This window comes from Alteromonas sp. BMJM2 (genome assembly GCF_027257845.1).
Taxonomy (GTDB): domain Bacteria; phylum Pseudomonadota; class Gammaproteobacteria; order Enterobacterales; family Alteromonadaceae; genus Alteromonas.
In genome coordinates, this window is record NZ_JAPVOT010000002.1 from 231,248 (window position 1) to 248,723 (window position 17,476).

At 39.4% G+C, this 17,476-nt stretch carries 16 protein-coding genes; 15 read left to right on the top strand and 1 reads right to left on the bottom strand.

Going from position 1 to position 17,476, the window contains the following annotated elements:
- The first annotated feature begins 14 nt into the window (after window positions 1-14).
- Window positions 15-545 carry a hypothetical protein gene (locus O9X84_RS03775; protein WP_269518227.1) on the top strand — a complete coding sequence of 177 codons (531 nt, stop codon included), beginning with the start codon at window positions 15-17 and terminating at the stop codon, window positions 543-545.
- Window positions 546-550: 5 nt separating this feature from the next.
- Here the strand turns inward: O9X84_RS03775 and O9X84_RS03780 are convergent, their stop codons facing one another.
- Window positions 551-1,594 carry an acyltransferase family protein gene (locus O9X84_RS03780; RefSeq protein WP_269518228.1) on the bottom strand — a complete coding sequence of 348 codons (1,044 nt, stop codon included), beginning with the start codon at window positions 1,592-1,594 and terminating at the stop codon, window positions 551-553.
- A gap of 399 nt (window positions 1,595-1,993) precedes the next feature.
- Here O9X84_RS03780 and O9X84_RS03785 point away from each other — a divergent pair, with 399 nt between their 5' ends.
- From O9X84_RS03785 to O9X84_RS03850, 14 genes are all read left to right on the top strand, one after another.
- Entirely contained in the window at window positions 1,994-2,923 is a 930-nt protein-coding gene (locus O9X84_RS03785; RefSeq protein WP_269518229.1) for a hypothetical protein, read from the top strand.
- A gap of 51 nt (window positions 2,924-2,974) precedes the next feature.
- On the top strand, window positions 2,975-4,378 hold the full coding sequence (locus O9X84_RS03790; protein ID WP_269518230.1) for an undecaprenyl-phosphate glucose phosphotransferase: 1,404 nt from the start codon (window positions 2,975-2,977) through the stop codon (window positions 4,376-4,378).
- Window positions 4,379-4,389: 11 nt separating this feature from the next.
- A complete protein-coding gene (locus tag O9X84_RS03795) occupies window positions 4,390-5,562 on the top strand; it encodes an outer membrane beta-barrel protein (protein WP_269518231.1) in 1,173 nt (390 codons plus the stop codon).
- Window positions 5,563-5,573: 11 nt separating this feature from the next.
- Window positions 5,574-6,113, top strand: a complete 540-nt coding sequence (locus O9X84_RS03800) for a polysaccharide biosynthesis/export family protein (RefSeq protein WP_269518232.1) — start codon at window positions 5,574-5,576, stop codon at window positions 6,111-6,113.
- Between the two features lie 10 nt (window positions 6,114-6,123).
- Window positions 6,124-8,331 (top strand): GumC family protein, encoded by a 2,208-nt coding sequence (locus O9X84_RS03805; RefSeq protein WP_269518234.1) that lies wholly within the window; start codon window positions 6,124-6,126, stop codon window positions 8,329-8,331.
- A gap of 75 nt (window positions 8,332-8,406) precedes the next feature.
- Window positions 8,407-9,306, top strand: a complete 900-nt coding sequence (locus O9X84_RS03810) for a glycosyltransferase (RefSeq protein ID WP_269518236.1) — start codon at window positions 8,407-8,409, stop codon at window positions 9,304-9,306.
- An 18-nt stretch (window positions 9,307-9,324) separates the two neighbouring features.
- Window positions 9,325-10,311: a glycosyltransferase family 2 protein gene (locus O9X84_RS03815; protein WP_269518237.1), complete on the top strand. Its 987-nt coding sequence runs from the start codon at window positions 9,325-9,327 to the stop codon at window positions 10,309-10,311.
- Window positions 10,312-11,442: a Gfo/Idh/MocA family oxidoreductase gene (locus tag O9X84_RS03820; protein WP_269518239.1), complete on the top strand. Its 1,131-nt coding sequence runs from the start codon at window positions 10,312-10,314 to the stop codon at window positions 11,440-11,442.
- Window positions 11,439-12,491 (top strand): NAD-dependent epimerase/dehydratase family protein, encoded by a 1,053-nt coding sequence (locus O9X84_RS03825; protein WP_269518240.1) that lies wholly within the window; start codon window positions 11,439-11,441, stop codon window positions 12,489-12,491. The genes O9X84_RS03820 and O9X84_RS03825 overlap by 4 nt, the downstream gene beginning before the upstream one ends.
- The gene (locus O9X84_RS03830; RefSeq protein ID WP_269518241.1) at window positions 12,481-13,698 is read left to right on the top strand and encodes a glycosyltransferase; all 1,218 of its coding nucleotides are present in this window, start codon (window positions 12,481-12,483) and stop codon (window positions 13,696-13,698) included. The genes O9X84_RS03825 and O9X84_RS03830 overlap by 11 nt, the downstream gene beginning before the upstream one ends.
- Before the next feature lie 47 nt (window positions 13,699-13,745).
- Entirely contained in the window at window positions 13,746-14,837 is a 1,092-nt protein-coding gene (locus O9X84_RS03835) for an acyltransferase family protein (RefSeq protein WP_269518242.1), read from the top strand.
- A 70-nt stretch (window positions 14,838-14,907) separates the two neighbouring features.
- On the top strand, window positions 14,908-15,873 hold the full coding sequence (locus O9X84_RS03840; protein ID WP_269518243.1) for a glycosyltransferase family 2 protein: 966 nt from the start codon (window positions 14,908-14,910) through the stop codon (window positions 15,871-15,873).
- Complete coding sequence (locus O9X84_RS03845) at window positions 15,870-16,379, top strand: serine O-acetyltransferase (protein ID WP_269518244.1); 510 nt, start codon at window positions 15,870-15,872, stop codon at window positions 16,377-16,379. Before O9X84_RS03840 ends, O9X84_RS03845 begins: the two co-directional genes overlap by 4 nt.
- A 50-nt stretch (window positions 16,380-16,429) precedes the next feature.
- Window positions 16,430-17,380 carry a sulfotransferase family protein gene (locus O9X84_RS03850; RefSeq protein WP_269518245.1) on the top strand — a complete coding sequence of 317 codons (951 nt, stop codon included), beginning with the start codon at window positions 16,430-16,432 and terminating at the stop codon, window positions 17,378-17,380.
- Window positions 17,381-17,476 lie beyond the last annotated feature (96 nt).

Below are 17,476 nucleotides of genomic sequence, written 5' to 3' on the forward strand. Positions count from 1 at the left end.
ACTAAATAAATTCTGTGAATATAAGAGCTGGAATTTATGACCAAAATTTGGCCGAAAGTCATATATCTTCTACCCAAAGCTTGTCGACGAACCAGTTCGCTTCAAGCTTTTTTGCGTTTTATGCCAACTTTATTTTTGGTATCGCCATAGAGCCTTTTAGCCATTACCTGGTGTGGACTCGCTTCGGTGCGCTTCTTTTAATCCTAGTTATTTTGTTTCAACTTTGGCAAGACAGACGCTCAATACCCACTGGGCTCATATTAGGCCTTTGCGCCACTGCAATGGTTATAGGTTTATGCTCAATGGGCTTTCGGCCATACCCTAGCGTGGCAAAGCTTGGAGCCAATAGCTTAATGCTAATAGTGACCGCGCTGCTTATACAAGGCACGCTGCATCAATTGTTAGTGGTAAGGCGAAGCAAAGTAATAGGTGCACTATCGCCCGTGCTATTTCGCAGTATTTTAATTAAAGATGTGACGACATTAGCGTTCGCGCTAACCATGCCAATTGCAGTGGCGTGGCCAAATTCGGTATCTCGAAACTAGTAACACTAACCATTAGCTTTAGTGCGTAATTTTCGAAAAAAAATACGGCTAAGTGGAGCAGAAAACAAATACGGAATATGCAATTTCTTCGCTATTTCTAGAACTACTAATGGAAGACCTATTCCAGCTAAACAGCCCAATATTATATGTATTGTTGTGTCATCAATATCGAATACTTTATTCAAAACGACTCTTACCCCACTCCCAGCAAGAATATGCATTAAGTATATGGCCATCGAAGAAACGCCGATATAAGTAATAAATCTATTGGGCTTTTTTGCAAGGTTAATAGAAAGCGAAGCTATAAACATAATTGATATAAAGGCAAGCACAAGCGTAAATGTGCCTTTCTCACTAAACACTTTTCCAAGATGTACGTGAAATATGTACTGTGAAGTAACAAATACTAAGCTAATAAAGATAAAAAATTTTAACGTACCTAGCAGACCAATAATATTTATTTGGGAGAAAGTAATTCCAAATGCAAAAAACACAAGATTCCCTGCAATGAAAAAGAAAACAAAAACGTCAGGGAGAAGCCAAGTATTTAAATAGATGAATACCGAAGCGAAAAGTAAGAGAAGGCTGAAATTGATAGAAAAAATTCTAAAAAACAGACCACTAACAACAAAAACAAAAAACAAAGCATATAAAAACCAGAATTGAGCGTAGGGCTGCCAGAATGAAAATACTTCACTAAAGTTTGCACTTCCATTAGTAACACTTGCTAGTAAAACGCCAATCGAGCCCTGGATTATAGTCCAAAGCATATAGGGGTATGCGATAGTATCAACCTTATTCAAACAAAGCTTAAAAAAGCCTCGCTTCGCAAAAGAATGATAGAAAAAGAGACCCGATAGAAAGAAGAACAGTGGCATATGAAAGCTATAGATAATACTGTCTATTAAAACGTGATATTTATTTGCTATCCCAATTCCGGACTCATGAAGCCCCCTTGCGACGTGGCCATAAACTACCAGTACTATGCCGATTGCTTTTGCGTAATCAGTCCATTCTTCCCTGCTATTAGACTTTCTCTCAAGTTCCATATTTAACCTTTAAGGTATTTACGTAGACAGATGTAAAAATAAATCACCTGTGTTCAACCACTTTTTTACTACTGAGTCTGGCAATTTCTAATGAAGATTAGCTTAAAATTAAACGTAATGAATCAAAACTGTCTGGCAGTGCAGTAACCATATACTTAACAAGTTCGGAAATATTGTCAATTAAAGTGTCAGAGTTTTTTACAGCAAGCATTTTGCATTGATTGTTAAACAAACACCGCATTTCTTAAGCACATGAATAAGCATAAAAATTGCAAAGTGGCGTGAGGTTTGCTTTTATTTGAGCCTAATAAAATGCTAATCTTCACATTATGTAATGTGCGAACAGAGCCTTAGGTTCTAAGCTAAGCAAAATAAACTTTAAGTAGGAAAGGCTTTTGTATGAGTATGGCGATGTTTTGCCATCCATTACACGGTGTTGTATGTCGTCCATGGAGTAACTCTACACCGTTAAGGTATGAGTTGGAATTAACAGAAAGCAATAATTTTGTGCCTCAGGGCCCAGTTATATGGGAAGGCCGACAAGACGAAAAGCGTTTTAATACTAATCTTAAACTACACAAAAATAATAATGAATATTCCTTAGCGATAAACTGCCAAGGTAGCGGTGTGTTTAAGTTAAACAATAACAAGTTCGAAATAAGCTGGCGCTCAGAAGGTACTCAGGCAAGTCATTACTTTCAATCTATGGGGTTAGCACTTTGGTTAGAGTTACAAGGTGTAATTTGCTTACACGGTAATGCGTTAACTAAAAACAACCGAACAATTGTTTTATTAGCACCCAGTGGCACAGGTAAGTCGACGTTATCTTCCTGGCTTATGCAGCAAGGCTACCAATTAATGTCTGACGATATGGTGGCACTGCACAAAACCGAAAAAGGCAACGGTTACCGGCTTTTCCCAAGTTGGCCTGTAATGCGCTTATGGCCAGACAGTATTAATACAACGTTGAATAGCAATGAACAGCATGAAAAAGTTCATGCTAACTTTGATAAAAAAGTAATATCGGTACAACCTAATAACGAAAACTTTAAATCAAAATTGTTGACCGACATAATAATTCTTAACAGACAAGATACACCAAAAACTAAGAATAAAAACAATATAGATGTACGCTCTTTAAATGGTAGCGCGGCGGTAATGGCGCTGTTAAAAAATACTATTTTAGGAGAGGTATACCGCCCTCTGAATATTGAAGCAGAGAGGCTGACTGGCCTTGCTCAGGTTGCTCAAAAAGTGCAAATAAGTGAATTAACTTATCCATCGGGGATACAGGGATTGCAAGCTATAGCAGGTTGGCTTGATAAGTAGGTTTTAAAAAACGTTGGGTAAAATACTCGAACGAGTAACGGAATATGAGCAATGACTAACCATACCGGATTTGTTAAGAACAACGTAAACACGTTTGCCGCGGTTTATCGTTTAGCAGATCTGTTAATAATACATACTTCTCTTATGTTGGCGTTAATACTGCGCGGCATAGAGTTCGACGAGCACTATTTGCTTTTAAGCCTTGGTGCTAACGTTACCTTTGCCATTGCTGCCGAATCTAACTCGCTTTACCGCAGTTGGCGTTCTGGCTTTATAAAGCAACTCATATTTTATGCCATCCTCTCTTGGGCCGTTGCTGTAGCGGCAATGTTGTTGCTAATGTTTTTCTCTAAAACGGCGCAAGATTTCTCTCGTATCTCAATAGGTTTGTGGATTGTATTTGGTGCAGTAGCGCTGGTTGGGTGGCGTTTACTTTTCGGTGTTTTCCTTACCTTTGTGCGTAAAAAGGGCCATAACACTCGGCGAGTCGCTATTATTGGTATGTCTGAATCTGGCGTGCGTTTGGCGCATGAAATTAACTATTTAAAAGAAACGGGCTACCGAGTGGATGCCTTTTACGACGACAGAGGCGTAGACAGGTTAAGCTCTCCGTTTATGGATAAGCTAGAAGGAAGTGTAGAGCAAGGTATATTGGCTGCTAAAGAAGACCAGTACGACACCATTTTTATAGCTTTGCCAATGAAGGCCGAAGCCCGTATTAAAGATATTCTCTATCGTTTGGGCGACACCACTGCCGATGTACAGTTAATTCCAAATTTCTTTATGTTTTCAATGATGCAAACCACTATGTCGCATGTGGGTAATATTCAAACGCTTAGTGTATACAATAACCCTATGTCGGGCGGGGCGGCAGCCCTTAAGCGTTTTGAAGATATTGTATTAAGCAGCATCATTTTATTAATTATAGCTATACCTATGCTGGCTATAGCTATTGGTATTAAGCTTACCTCGAAAGGCCCTGTTATTTTTAAGCAAGACCGCTACGGGCTTAATGGAAAGCGAATAAAAATGTGGAAGTTTCGCTCTATGACGGTAACAGAAAATACCGACGTTGTTACGCAAGCGACCAAAAATGATGCACGCATTACCCAACTTGGTGCATTCCTTCGAAGAACATCACTAGACGAGCTCCCACAGTTTATTAATGTGCTAAAGGGAGACATGTCAGTAATTGGGCCTCGCCCTCATGCGGTAGCGCACAACGAAGAATATCGAAAAATGGTAGATTTCTACATGCTACGCCACAAAGTAAAGCCGGGTATTACTGGCTGGGCTCAAGTGAACGGCTGGCGCGGTGAAACAGAAACCCTCGAAAAAATGAAAATGCGCATAGAGTACGACCTAGACTATATTCGAAACTGGTCTTTATGGATGGATTTTAAAATTCTTTTGTTAACACTGCTGAAAGGCTTTGTGCACAAGAACGCTTATTAAAAAGAGTAAAAGTGTTGAGTAGTAACTTACAAAAACAATATGTAGCGTGCTGTTTTGCTATTGCGCTGGCGCCAGTGCTTGCGCAAGCACAAGATGAACAGCTAGAAGCAAATGGTATGTTGGCAGGCCTGAATGTAGCCTACAAAAACGACAGTAACGTACAGCGTAACGGGCTAGGCCAGTCTGACAACATTTTTTCATTAAGCCCAGAAATTGCCTATGCCAATTATTTCGGAAAGCACGCTTTAAGCGTTGGTTACAAAGGCGATTACTCTCGCTTTTCAAAGCAAAGTAATTTGAACTTTGAAAACCACAACTTATTAGCCGGTGTAGAGTTTGATCACTCTCTTCGTTTTACCTCAAAAGTATCGGCTAGTTTTCAAAAAGGCGTAGAAGACCCCAGCCAAGTAAACAGCCTTATAAATAACTTCGATGAATTCACTGAATATGAGAAAACCGCTATTAACGGCGAGGTAGCCTATGGCAGGCAAGAAAGCATCGGGCAGGTTGTAATTGGCGTAGATGTAGCTAGCGCAGATTTTGATAACAACCAACAAGAATTTAGAAATGTAGACAGTGTTGGAGCCTACTCCCAATTCTATTATCGAGTGGCACCCAATACTCGCGCAGTATTCGAAGTTTCTTACTACGACTACAAATACGACGAAGTTGAAAGCTTTCAAAATTTATCGAGCGAACAAATAAGCGTACTCGCGGGCGTTGAATGGCGCTACAGCGAGCAGCTATCTTCGAGTTTTCGTGCGGGCTACCAAACAAAGCAATTTGAAGATGAAAGCTTGAACGACGTGAATGGCCTGTCGTTTGCTTTAGATGTAGACTGGCAACTGTCTGAGCTTGCCCGTATTAGTGCTACGGGGAGCAGAAGTGCAAATGAATCGACTATTGCGGGCTTGCCGGAGCGGGTTTCTACATCATTTAGCATTGACGCCCAGCACGAACTATCTCAAAAGCTAACGGCTTACAGCAGCATTGGACATACATTAGATGATTTTGGTGTGCGTAGTGATACTAATAATAACGCCACTTTAGGTTTAACCTACCGCCTTAAAAGCTGGGTAAATGTTACTTTAGAATATGAATATCAAAAGCGCGATTCAGATTTTGAAAACTTTAGTTATAACGCAAACGTCGTTATGTTGTCTTTCGAAATGGCAATAGATTAAGAGAAATAACCATGAAGTATAAGTGTATAACCAAATGTATTGTTTTAATCGGTTTTTTGTTTTCAATGCATACAAATGCACAAGAAGTTGAAACGAATTACGAGATAAGTACCGACGATACCGTGCAAATAACGGTGTTTAACGAGCCAGACTTAAGCTTAGACAAAGTGAGAATTGGTACAAATGGCACAGTATCTATGCCGCTGTTAGGGCAAGTGGAAGTATCGGGCCTTACCGTGCAAGAAATAGAAGCAAAATTGACTATGCTGTTTTTAGACGGGTATTTGAAAAAACCAAAAGTAAGTGTAAGCGTTTTGGAATATCGCCCTTTTTATATAAACGGTGAAGTGGAAAACCCAGGTAGCTACCCTTACCGCCGAGGGTTAACTGTTGAAAAAGCCATTACGCTAGCAGGCGGGTTTACAAACCGGGCCGATAGAAAGCAAATTGAACTAGTGCCTGAAAAAAACAAAGAGACTAGAGGTATAGTTGGGCTTAAAGCCAGTATTCAACCTGGCGATGTAATAACAGTAAACGAGAGTTTCTTTTAGGATGAGCAGTATGAAGCAAACAGAGGACGTTGGTTTCGATTTTGAAAACAACAAAAACGAAGCACAACAAGCAGTAGATATTGGGCTTTATATAAAAATACTGCTTCGAAACAAGTGGCTTATTCTCTTAGCAATAATATTGTGTTTATCTGCAGGCTTTTATGTGGCGAAAAAAACAGAGCCAGTATATAGCGCCTCAGCCAAGGTGTTGGCAGACCCTTATCAACCTAATGCAGACAGAGAAGAGCAATATATCGCCTCTGCCATGGTGTTTTTGTTTTTCGAAACTCAATATGAAATTATTCGTTCGCGCGCTATTGCAGAAAGCGTGGTGGATAAGTTAGACCTAGTAACGCTAACCAAAGAAAAGCGAGCTGCAGCACAGCCTTCGCTTGGTTTAGTAAAGCAGGCTAAGGACTACATAAAAGACATAATAGGCATTGAAGCAGAGAAAGAGCAGGCGCTAACCGATGGCGAGTTGCGACAAATTTTGGCGGAAAACATAGCCTCTAATGTAAAAGTGTCTGGCGGTACTCGAAACCAAATAATTACCATAAGCTATGAAGCAGAAGACCCAAAGCTAGCTGCCAACATTATTAACGCACTGGCCAACGCCTACATAGAGTTTGGCCTTACTACGCGGTTAAACGAAGTTAGAAACCGCCAAGGCTGGCTAACTACTCAATACGAACAGTTAGAAAAGAACTTAGAAGAATCGGAACAAAAGCTTCAAGCGTATCGAGAAAACCAAGGGTTAATGGGCAGCTTCGAGCAGCGCGCTATGGCAAATAACTCATTGCAAAGCTTAAATACCAGCTTAATAGTGGCGCAAACCGAACTAAGTAAGCGTAGCGAAGGCGTAGCACTGGCAAGAGATGTTAAAAATGGCGCTAAAGATTATTCATCGCTAGCGCAAATAATGGAAAACTTTGCTATTGGCGCGTTAGCGAAAGAAGCATCGAATGCGCAAAGTAAGGTAGACGAGTTATTCGAACGATACGGTGAAAAACACCCAAAAATGATAGCTGCTAGAGCCGATTTGCGCAGTGTTAAACGTAATTTAGAGCAAGAAGTTACCAAAGTTATTGACCAAATTGAAAACGAATACAAATTGGCACAAATGCAGGTAACTAATATCAAATCGCTTATTCAGCAAACTAAATCTGAAGTGCAAAATATTCAAGATGAGAGTGCTACCCTAATTAGCTTAGAGCGAGAAGTAGAAAACAACCGTAGAATTTATGAATCTTTCCAATCTCGTTTATTAGAAGCCAATGTTAGAGGCGAAATTAATGCATCAAACATTCATATTATCGATAATGCGACTATTCCTAAACAACCCATAAGCCCGAATGTGAATAAAATTCTTATTCTTTCTGGCATGGTGGGTGTTGTGCTTGGTTTGGCGCTTACATTATTACGCGAGCTCTCTCACAACACATTTAGAACGCCAGATGCAGTAGAAGAAAAGCTATCTATACCCGTGTTAGGTATTACCCCATTTGTAAAAGATAAGAGTAAAAGCGCACCTGAGAAACAATACAAAGATGACTCTCGGTCTACCTTTGCTGAAAGTATTAATACTATACGCACAGGTTTGATTTTCTCAAATATAGATAAGCCACCTAAAACAGTACTAATTACTTCAGCAACGGGTTCTGAGGGTAAGTCTACACTTGCGTTAAACCTTGCCTATGCTTACAGCCAGCTTGGTAAAACGCTACTTGTTGAAGTGGACTTACGAAAACCAAGTATGAATAAGAACTTAGGCAGAGAGCAATCTCAAGGTTTAACCGACGTAATTGCTGGCGCAGTTTCTTCGTTTTCAGACGTAGTGGTAACCGATAACGACGGCAAGCTAACCATATTGCCGTGTGGCACTATTCCGCAAAACCCAATGGAATTATTACAATCGGAAAAATTTGAGCAGTTACTGACGGGCTTAAAAACAAAATACAACTATATAGTTTTAGATGGGCCGCCAACATTACCAGTGAGCGATTCTTGCGTAATTGGCAGCAAAGTAGACGGTGTAATAGTTGCCGTGCGCGCTGAAAAAACCAAAATAAAAGTAGCTAAAGAAGCGGTAACTCGCCTTCAAAAGCTTAGTTCAAATGTAATTGGCGCTGTGCTAACAGTAGCTGAGCCTTCTAAGATGAGTTACTACGGCGACCATTATTACGCAGGTGAGTATTACGGAGTAGAGCGTTCTAAATAGAGCGCTTAACTCTGCAACTAAAAGTTAGAATGGCTATTTTTTATTAAAGGACTAGGCGCATTAAGCGAAGAAATAATGGAAATTTCAGTAATTATACCGTCTTATAACACGCAAAATGTTATTGCAGACACTCTCGAAAGTGTTGTAAATCAAAGCGCTAATTTCGATTTCGAAGTTATTGTAGTGGATTGCTCTGAAAACGAGCAGGTCAAAAATGTAGTTGAATCATTCCCAAACGTTTTGTTCCATCATGAAACCGAACGTTTTAACCCCGGTATTGGAAGAAATATAGGGGCAAAGTTAGCAAAAAGTGATTTGCTTATCTTTCTAGATGCCGACGTAATTCTTGAGCGAAATGCGCTTAGTGCTGCGCTAAAGGAATATAGAAGTGGCAAAAAGATGTTTGGTGGCGCATTAGAGCTTAATAAACAAAAAAGCAAAGGTGTGGCCGGCTACGTTGAGCATTACTTTTTTAATCATGAATCGCAACCTGGAAGAAAAGAACAGGAGCGTAAAAATTTAAGCTCTGCGTTTATGTGTGCAGACAAAGCGGTATTTCTTAACGCTGGCGGCTTTAAAAATATCGCTCGTATGCAAGACACAGAGCTTACCGAGCGTTTAGTAGCTAAAGGAATAAAGCTTTATTTTTGCCCTGCTTTAGTCGCCTTGCAAACACAAGACTCACCCATCAAAAGCGTTTTTCGTAAGATATTTATTAATGGCCGTAATTTGTATTCTATACGGTACAAAGAAAACACCTCTACCACTAAAAGCCTAATGTTGTTTGTTTTACTGCCACTGATGGCCCTTGCCAAGGGCATGAGAATAGTTATGCGGCATTTGAAGTATCAAACACTTAAAAATAAAATAAAAACAGTGTTACTCGCTCCTTTGTTGTTGCTTGGTGCCTTTGTGTGGATGGTTGGATTTTACTACTCCATGATATTCGGTTTACCAATTAGTAAAACGCGATAAAACAGTGTGGAAAAGAAAATGGAACGCTTAAGCGCACAAATAGGTGCAGTAGTAATAGGGAGAAACGAAGGTGAGCGACTTCGTGCTTGCCTTCAATCGCTTAAAGACAAACTTAATGTAGTTTACTACGTAGACTCTGGTTCTACAGACCAGTCAGTGGATATGGCGAAAGCATTAGGCGTTGAAGTAATTGAGTTAGACATGTCGGTTCCATTCACAGCGGCAAGAGCTAGGAATATTGGTGCTAACGCTATAGTAGATGCTTACCCAAACTTAGCCTACGTACAGTTTGTTGATGGTGATTGCGAAGTGGCTTCAAACTGGCTTGAAAGTGCATTTGGTTTTATGGAAACCAATACTGCAACAGCAGCGTGTTGCGGCAGACGCAGAGAAAGATACCCCGAAAATAGCTTTTACAACTGGTTATGCGATGTAGAGTGGAACACTCCCGTTGGTAAAGCGAAGGCGTGTGGTGGAGATGCATTAATACGGCTAAGTGCGTTTAACGAAGTGGGAGGTTACCGCAACGATTTAATTGCGGGTGAAGAGCCAGAGATGTGCGTACGGTTACGAAACGCTGGTTACAAAATTTACCGGATAGATAGCGAAATGACACTTCACGACGCCAATATTATGCACTTTTCACAGTGGTGGAAAAGAGCCGTGCGCGGTGGATTTGCTTTTGCTCAGGGCGCTAGTATTCATGGAAAAGCACCCGAAAAGCACAAAGTAAAAGAACGCAACCGAGTTATGTTTTGGGCGGGCTTGTTGCCTACGCTTATACTGCTTAGCTCCATTCTTTTCCATCCAATCTTTGCAGTGCTAACGCTGTTGTACCCTCTTTCAATTACGAAAGTATATCTAAATAAAAAGGGCAAACTGGAAAAAGCATTTAGATACTCGCTGTTTATGATGATAGGGAAATTTGCTGAATTCAAAGGTGCGTTAAAGTTTTATTTTGAATATTTTGCCGGCAAACAATCAAAACTTATAGAGTACAAGTAAATGAAAATAGCATTTCTTGGTTGCGGTTACGTGGCCAACATGTACAGGCTAACACTTGCCAGCCATCATAATATCGAACTAATTGGTGTGTATGATCGTGAAACATCGAGAGCAAAAAACTTAGCGAATCTAACCAATAGTCATTGCTACTCCTCTTTTGAAGAGTTACTTGCAGATAAAAATGTAGATTGTGTTTTAAATTTAACTACGCCAGAAGAACATTACATTACAACAAGACGCATTCTTGAAAGTAGTAAACATGTTTACACAGAAAAGCCAATTGCAATGGATTTAGAGGAGGCATCAGAGCTTGTTGAACTTGCAGAAAGTAAAGCTTTGCTTCTGGTCTCTGCTCCATGCACATTGCTCAACAACGTAGCGCAGACATGTTGGCGGCTGCTTCAAGAAAAAGAAATTGGAAACGTAAAGTTAGTTTATGCTGAAATGGATGATGGGATGATTTCAAAAGCACCTCTATCTCAATGGATTAATGAGGCAGGTATAGCATGGCCTTACGTTAACGAGTTTGAAACAGGGTGTACAGTGGAGCATGCTGGATATGTACTAACGTGGTTAACCGCCTTTTTTGGCCCTGCCGTGAAAATGGCTTCCTTCTCAGATCAACTTTTAGATGAAAAAGTACCTAACTTAATAGTTGATTCTGCGCCTGATTTTTCTGTAGCTACTATTAAGTTCACAAACGGTACTGTAGCAAGGCTTACCAACGGCATTTATGCAGACCACGACCACAGGCTACGTTTCTTTGGCGAGGACGGTGTAATAACAGTGGAAGATCCAAGAAGTGACAACTCTTCAATTTTTATTCAAAAATATAAAACAATTAGAAGACGTCGTTTTTTATCGCCAATAAAGAAGAAAATCAAAGTAAAAGAAAGTGGTAAGATTGGAGCTTATAGAGGATCACAAGTAAGAGATTTCTGTCGCTCATTAGCCAATATGGCCAATAGCATTGAAAACAATCAAGAGCCTTACCTAACAGCCAACCATGCACTTCATGTTAATGAGTTAACGCTTGCATGTCAGCATCCAGAATCTTTTCAAAAAAGCGGACATTACTATATTCCAACTACATCATTTAAACCAATGAAGCCTGAGGAGTCATTGAAATGAGTTTAGTTGTTTTAACGGGGGCAACTGGGTTTGTTGGTAGGGAAATATTGGAGCTACTGATTGATGAAGGACATGAGGTATTGGCAGTCGTAAGACCAGGGAAGGCTGCAGCTATTATAGACTCGTTCGACAATATTAAAACACTAGAAGTCGACTTATCAGATATCGAATGTTTTGAAACAAAATTAACCAAAGCTTTAAATGAAGAAAAGGTATCTGCATTTATTTACGCTTCTGGTGCAATGAATGGTGATGATGACGAGCATGAAATTCAATCGATTTCTCCACTTAAAACCATTATTCGTTGCGCGAAAAACACAACTTGCAAGCGCTTGATACATTTAAGTTCGCTTAGTGTTTATGGTTATAGCGCCTTGCCAATTGGGGCTGCTCTAGATGAAACCACGCCTCTTGAAAGCGAATTAGCATACCGAGACGCATACGGAAGGGCAAAGTGTAAGCAGGAAATGCTTCTTTTAGGTGCTGCACAAAATGACGGTTTAATAATCACCTCATTGAGACTGGGGATGGTGTATGGTGCAAGTCGTATTTGGTCTGCTAGGTTGGGTATACCTTTTAAAAAGTGGTTACTCATTCCAAATAATAGCGCTCAACTTCCATTAGCTCACGTAAAAACCTGTGCCGCTGCTGCAGTAAGCTCTTCTCAAAACAATACAATTAACAATGAAGTATTTATTCCAGAAGCTCAAGATACACCAGGAGCTTTTGAAGCAATAAATGTTGTTGATGATGTGTTGCCTTCTGTAGGAGATTATCTCACGGTTGCTGAGAAGTATCAGCTAGTGAAACCGCTAAAAAAAGTTACGTTACCAACTAAATTGGTGCAAAAACTGATAAAAATGTTGAGCCTACTTCAAATAGCCTCACCGTTTTTCTACTCGAAAGTACCTAACATTTTAAAACTTCAAACCTTCGATTCACGTTACAAAACTTTGAAATTTGGTAACTATCGGCAAAAAGAGCGACTCAATATAGAATCTACGTGTTGGAAGCAAATGTTAGAAAAGGACCATTTGAATGCAAAGTAACTCTAATGTTGCTTACTTAGCACCCCAGCTGACTGCGCTAGAAGCTACTTTCATTTACGAAGAAATTGCAGCCGTTGAAAAATGCGGAATCAACGTAGTTCCATTTTCTGTGAATAGACCGTTGGCTTATCTAGAGGGCAATGATAGTTTACTTCGAAGAACTCGATACCTTTACGATACTAATAAGCTTTTAATCATTTTATTGGGATTATTTGCATTACTGTTTTCAGGCAAAAGAGGACTGAAAGCACTTCGATACTTAAGACACGATATAAAGAAAGTTGGAATATTTTCTAAAAATGCAGCGAAACTCACATTTCAATTTTTTGCAGGTGCAATGTTATCAAAACAGTTAAAAAGCAGTAGCTGCAATCATTTACACATACACTTTGCGCATGTTGCTACACAGATAGGAATGTATGCAGCAACGATGGCCGCTATACCTTTTACAGTTATGGCACATGCCAATGATATATTTGAAAGAGGCCTTCTTTTAAAAGAAAAAGCTGACAGATCGAAAAAGCTTTTTACAATTTCCGATTATAATAAGCAATATTTAAAATCAAAAGAAGTCAACTGTTCAAGTATCGCAATAATCAGATGTGGTGTAGACGAGTTAGAATTCAATTTCAAAGAGTTTGATGCATCTGAAGTGGTTAGGTTGGGAACACTAGGAAGGCTAGTAGAAAAAAAAGGTGTTGAAGACCTCCTTTTAGCTGTCAAAACGCTCATAAGTAAAGGCGTGAGGGTTTCACTCTCAGTCGGCGGTGATGGGCCGATGTTAGATGAATTAAAGACTAAAGCAAAAAGCTTGCAGATTGAAAATGACGTACATTTTGAGGGAGCTATACCTAGATGCGTTCTTAATGAATGGATGCAGAAAGTCGATGTATTCGTACTCGCGTGTAAAAAAGATAGAAATGGAGATCAAGATGGTATTCCAGTTGTTTTAATGGAAGCCATGATGAGATCTGTGCCAGTAATATCTACGTCATTATCTGGAATTCCTGAGCTAATTATCGACAACAAAACGGGTTTACTTGCTGAGCCGAATAGTCCTTTAGATTTAGCATCAAAAATAGAAACTCTTATAGTTGATGCGAACATAGGATCAATAGTTGAAAATGCGCACAACTTTACAACTAAAGAATTCGGGCGGCGTGTTAATACTCAACGGTTAATTAGCTTTTTCAAGCTATGCAGTTAATAACTAAGAACAAAGAATAGACTTAAAAACATGGAATGTATTCTAAGATGAAAGCGTTACATATCGGAACTGAAAATAAAAAAAACTCAAAAATAAAGAGTTATCCTGCATTTGATCTTTTACGATTTGTACTCGCTTCCATTGTAGTTTTGGAGCATGCAAACTTTCAATTCCTGGACTTTATGACGGGTAGTTTGGCCGTCAAGGTTTTCTTTGCACTCAGTGGCTGGTTGATTGGTGGTATCTTGCTTCGAAGCGAATTAAGCGAATTGCCAAAGTTTTTTTTCAACCGTTCCACAAGAATTTGGATTCCTTATTTCGTTGCGATAGTCATTCTATATAGCATTGCGTTTATACGTGAAGGTGTTGATTTTTTCTGGGTGAAATATTTAATCAAAGACCTTACGTTTACACATCATCTCTACCTTCGGTTTCCTGAAGCCAATTATGAAATGCCTTTACATGGTTCAGGAAATCAGTTTTGGAGTATATGCGTAGAAGAAATTTTCTATCTTTTTGCACCAATCATTTTATTGCTATTGCCTAAAGGAAAAAGCGCTGGGTTATGGCTAATAATTTCCATAACTGCAATTTACCTTAAGTCTCATTTCGGGGCTATATCTCTTGGAGTATTGGCTGCTATAGTTCAAAACCGATACGAATTTTCCCATAAGCCTTCGGCTAGAGTACTTAGTTTACTATTTATATGTATATCTATTTCTCTACTCTATCAAAGCGAAATTATTGATGCCGACTTCATCACTCCTATTTTTAGTATAGCTGTTGTTGTTTTCCTAGCATTCCCCGGTCCACGCAGTTCAGTGGCTATGTTTTTGGGTGGGGTATCTTACCCACTTTATCTAAACCATTGGCTTGGGCTTGCTTTTGTAAATGGTTCGTTAAAGCATTTGGGTTTCGAAAATTTGTTGATACAACCTTTAATAGCTTACGTGGCTTCAATTTTTTTAACGGTACCCTTGTACATTTTTATCGACAAATTCGTAATGGCGCATAGAGAAAAATGGTTTAGTCCTTCGCTTGGTAAGCGGTTGGGGGTTGCTGCTTACTGCTTACTTGCCACCGGGATCATTGCAAGTACGTTAATGGATAAATATGGTCCTCACGGTATAGCTCTGTAGGATCTAGGCATAATAAAGAATGTTAACCGTTATCTTTTTTATCGATTTTTAAAACGAAGGAAATTATGGAATGCAGAACCGTACTTTGATTATCACGGTTAACTACAGAACTTCTGAATTATTGTGCGCTTTATTAGCGAGTTTAGACGAGGAACTTTCTCTTAGGGAGTCGATTTTCCTAATTGTAGATAATGGCTCCGGCGACGATTCTGTAGAGCAGATAGAAAATTATTTAGCAACTAATGATGTGAAAAACTGTATTGTCTTGCCTTCAAAAGAGAACAAGGGGTTTTCAGCAGGCAACAATATTGCACTCGAATATGCCATTGCTAACAAAATTTTGTTTGACTACGTTTGGTTTTTGAACCCTGATACACGATTAAGAAACGATGCGGGGGAAGTGTTACGGCAGTTTCTTCATGCCAATAATGTCCACATTGCAGGAAGTAGGCTAGAAGATGAAGATGGTACTTGGCAGTGTTCTCATTTCAATTATCCAAATGTTACCGCTGAATTTAGCCAGGGGCTACGATTCGGGGCTTTCGATAGAGTTTTCAACAGGAGCTTAGTAAGGCGTCAAGAAGCTAGTGAACCCTGTAAAGCTGATTGGCTAGCGGGCGCTTCTTTTATGATGACACGTGAGTGTTTTGAGATTTTGGGCCTTATGGATGAAGAGTACTTTTTGTATTTTGAGGAAGTTGATTATTTTCTAAGCGCAAAAAGGTTAGGGCTTGAGGCTTGGTATGTACCCGAGAGTCGTGTTTTTCATGAAGTAGGGGCCTCAACGAAAATAAGTGACAGCCGAAAAAAAGCACCTCGCCGCCCAGATTATTGGTTTGAGTCGCGAGCAAGGTTTTATACCAAAAACTATGGTTTTTTAAAGCACTTGTTAGCGGATTTTTCTTTTATCGCCGGATATGGAGTATGGAAGCTGAGGAAACTAGTATCTGATAGAAGCGCTCTCAAACAGGAACCGCCACATTTTTATTTAGATTTTTTAAAACACTCTATATTTTTTTCTTGGCTAAAAAAATGAATTTATTGAAGCAGATTAAAGAAGACTGGGAGACGCACGGTAAAGACTGGACTAAACCTGGTTTTAGAGCATTGGCCTATCACAGGTTTGGTAATTGGCGAATGAAAATAAAGCCTAAGCTATTAAGACTTCCGTTTTCATTTTTATATCGATTTTTATACAGAAGAGCGCGGAATATTTACGGTATAGAAATACCCTACACGGTAAAAATAGGGCGGCGAGTAGTTTTTGAACACCAGCACGGCATTGTAATTCATGGAAACTGTGAAATAGGCAATGGATGTATCATCCGTCAAGGCGTGACATTGGGTAATAAAAATCTACGATGCCCACATGATGCTCCTAAACTTGGCAATAATGTTAACGTAGGAGCAGGCGCAAAAATTTTAGGAGACATTAGGATCGGAAATGGTGCTCAAATAGGGGCTAATGCTGTTGTTTTATGTAATGTAAAAGAAAATGACATTGCGACAGGTATTGTTTCTAAGAAAAATTATAAAGGCTAATAATGTACGCATTAGCAAAGCCCAATTTTTTAGTTTAAGGATTTAAATCAATGGAAAGTAGTACACTTGACTCCCCTATATTTATCGTCGGTCCTTTGAGGTCAGGAACAACGCTGTTAAGGCTGCTCATTGCGAATCACCCTAAAATTTCTGGTATCGGCGAATTTGAAGAGTCGGTATCGCAGATTATTGATGGTCAATGGCCTGAATTAAATAAGTATTATCGTTTTTTAGAAAATGACCGAATGTTTCAAGACAACGGTTATTCAATTGACAAATCTCTTTCTTATGAAGAGTTGGTGAGAAGCTTTCTTCTGCAGGCATATGAAAAACAGCCAAATAAGTATATTTCAGGCTCAATTCATTCACATTTTGATGAGCTCCCCGCTATTTGCCCAAATGCGAAGTATATTCATTTATCGCGAGACCCTAGGGATGTAGCGCGTTCTTGTATAGGTATGGGGTGGGTTGGAAATGTATGGTATGGCGCCGATTATTGGACCGCGCCAGAGAAACGTTGGATAGAGCTTACAAAAAAAGTTAATCCTAAATCTTTATTGGAAGTTCGCTATGAAGAGTTAGTATGTAAACCCGAAGAAGTACTAACTGAAATATGCGACTTTTTAGGTGTAGATTTTTCTGAGGAAATGCTAAAGATTGATAAAACTTCGACTTATGCTCGCCCCGATGCTTCATTTGGTGAGCAGTGGCGAAAAAAGTTATCTCGAAGAGAAGTTGAACTAGTCGAAAGCAAGTGTAAAGAACTGATGCTACAGCAAGGATACGCAATTTCAGATCAAAGTAAGAATCATAAAGTATCGCAGATTGAGCTCGTACGCCTCTTTGTTGCAAATCGCATTGTGAGATGGTCTTTTAATTCAAAAAGGTGGGGCTTTAAGCTTTGGTTTAAATACAACATTGCTAAGCGATTGGGAACTCGGAAATGGTACGAAAAATTACAGAATGATGTTAACAACAAGCAGCGTATGTACTTAAAGTAAACATTAAATTTTTAACTATTTATAACAGCTCTGACTTTTCCTCTTTTACTTTAGGGAAAGTCAAATCTTTGCAAAAGCGCCTTAATCTATTTTAAA

Coding starts and splice junctions, on each gene's coding strand:
- O9X84_RS03835 (WP_269518242.1), top strand. CDS start 13,746: ATGAAAGCGTTACATATCGGAACTGAAAATAAAAAAAACTCAAAAATA.
- O9X84_RS03815 (WP_269518237.1), top strand. CDS start 9,325: ATGGAACGCTTAAGCGCACAAATAGGTGCAGTAGTAATAGGGAGAAAC.
- O9X84_RS03825 (WP_269518240.1), top strand. CDS start 11,439: ATGAGTTTAGTTGTTTTAACGGGGGCAACTGGGTTTGTTGGTAGGGAA.
- O9X84_RS03790 (WP_269518230.1), top strand. CDS start 2,975: ATGACTAACCATACCGGATTTGTTAAGAACAACGTAAACACGTTTGCC.
- O9X84_RS03780 (WP_269518228.1), bottom strand. CDS start 1,594: ATGGAACTTGAGAGAAAGTCTAATAGCAGGGAAGAATGGACTGATTAC.
- O9X84_RS03800 (WP_269518232.1), top strand. CDS start 5,574: ATGAAGTATAAGTGTATAACCAAATGTATTGTTTTAATCGGTTTTTTG.
- O9X84_RS03785 (WP_269518229.1), top strand. CDS start 1,994: ATGAGTATGGCGATGTTTTGCCATCCATTACACGGTGTTGTATGTCGT.
- O9X84_RS03850 (WP_269518245.1), top strand. CDS start 16,430: ATGGAAAGTAGTACACTTGACTCCCCTATATTTATCGTCGGTCCTTTG.
- O9X84_RS03830 (WP_269518241.1), top strand. CDS start 12,481: ATGCAAAGTAACTCTAATGTTGCTTACTTAGCACCCCAGCTGACTGCG.
- O9X84_RS03805 (WP_269518234.1), top strand. CDS start 6,124: ATGAAGCAAACAGAGGACGTTGGTTTCGATTTTGAAAACAACAAAAAC.
- O9X84_RS03810 (WP_269518236.1), top strand. CDS start 8,407: ATGGAAATTTCAGTAATTATACCGTCTTATAACACGCAAAATGTTATT.
- O9X84_RS03820 (WP_269518239.1), top strand. CDS start 10,312: ATGAAAATAGCATTTCTTGGTTGCGGTTACGTGGCCAACATGTACAGG.
- O9X84_RS03845 (WP_269518244.1), top strand. CDS start 15,870: ATGAATTTATTGAAGCAGATTAAAGAAGACTGGGAGACGCACGGTAAA.
- O9X84_RS03840 (WP_269518243.1), top strand. CDS start 14,908: ATGCAGAACCGTACTTTGATTATCACGGTTAACTACAGAACTTCTGAA.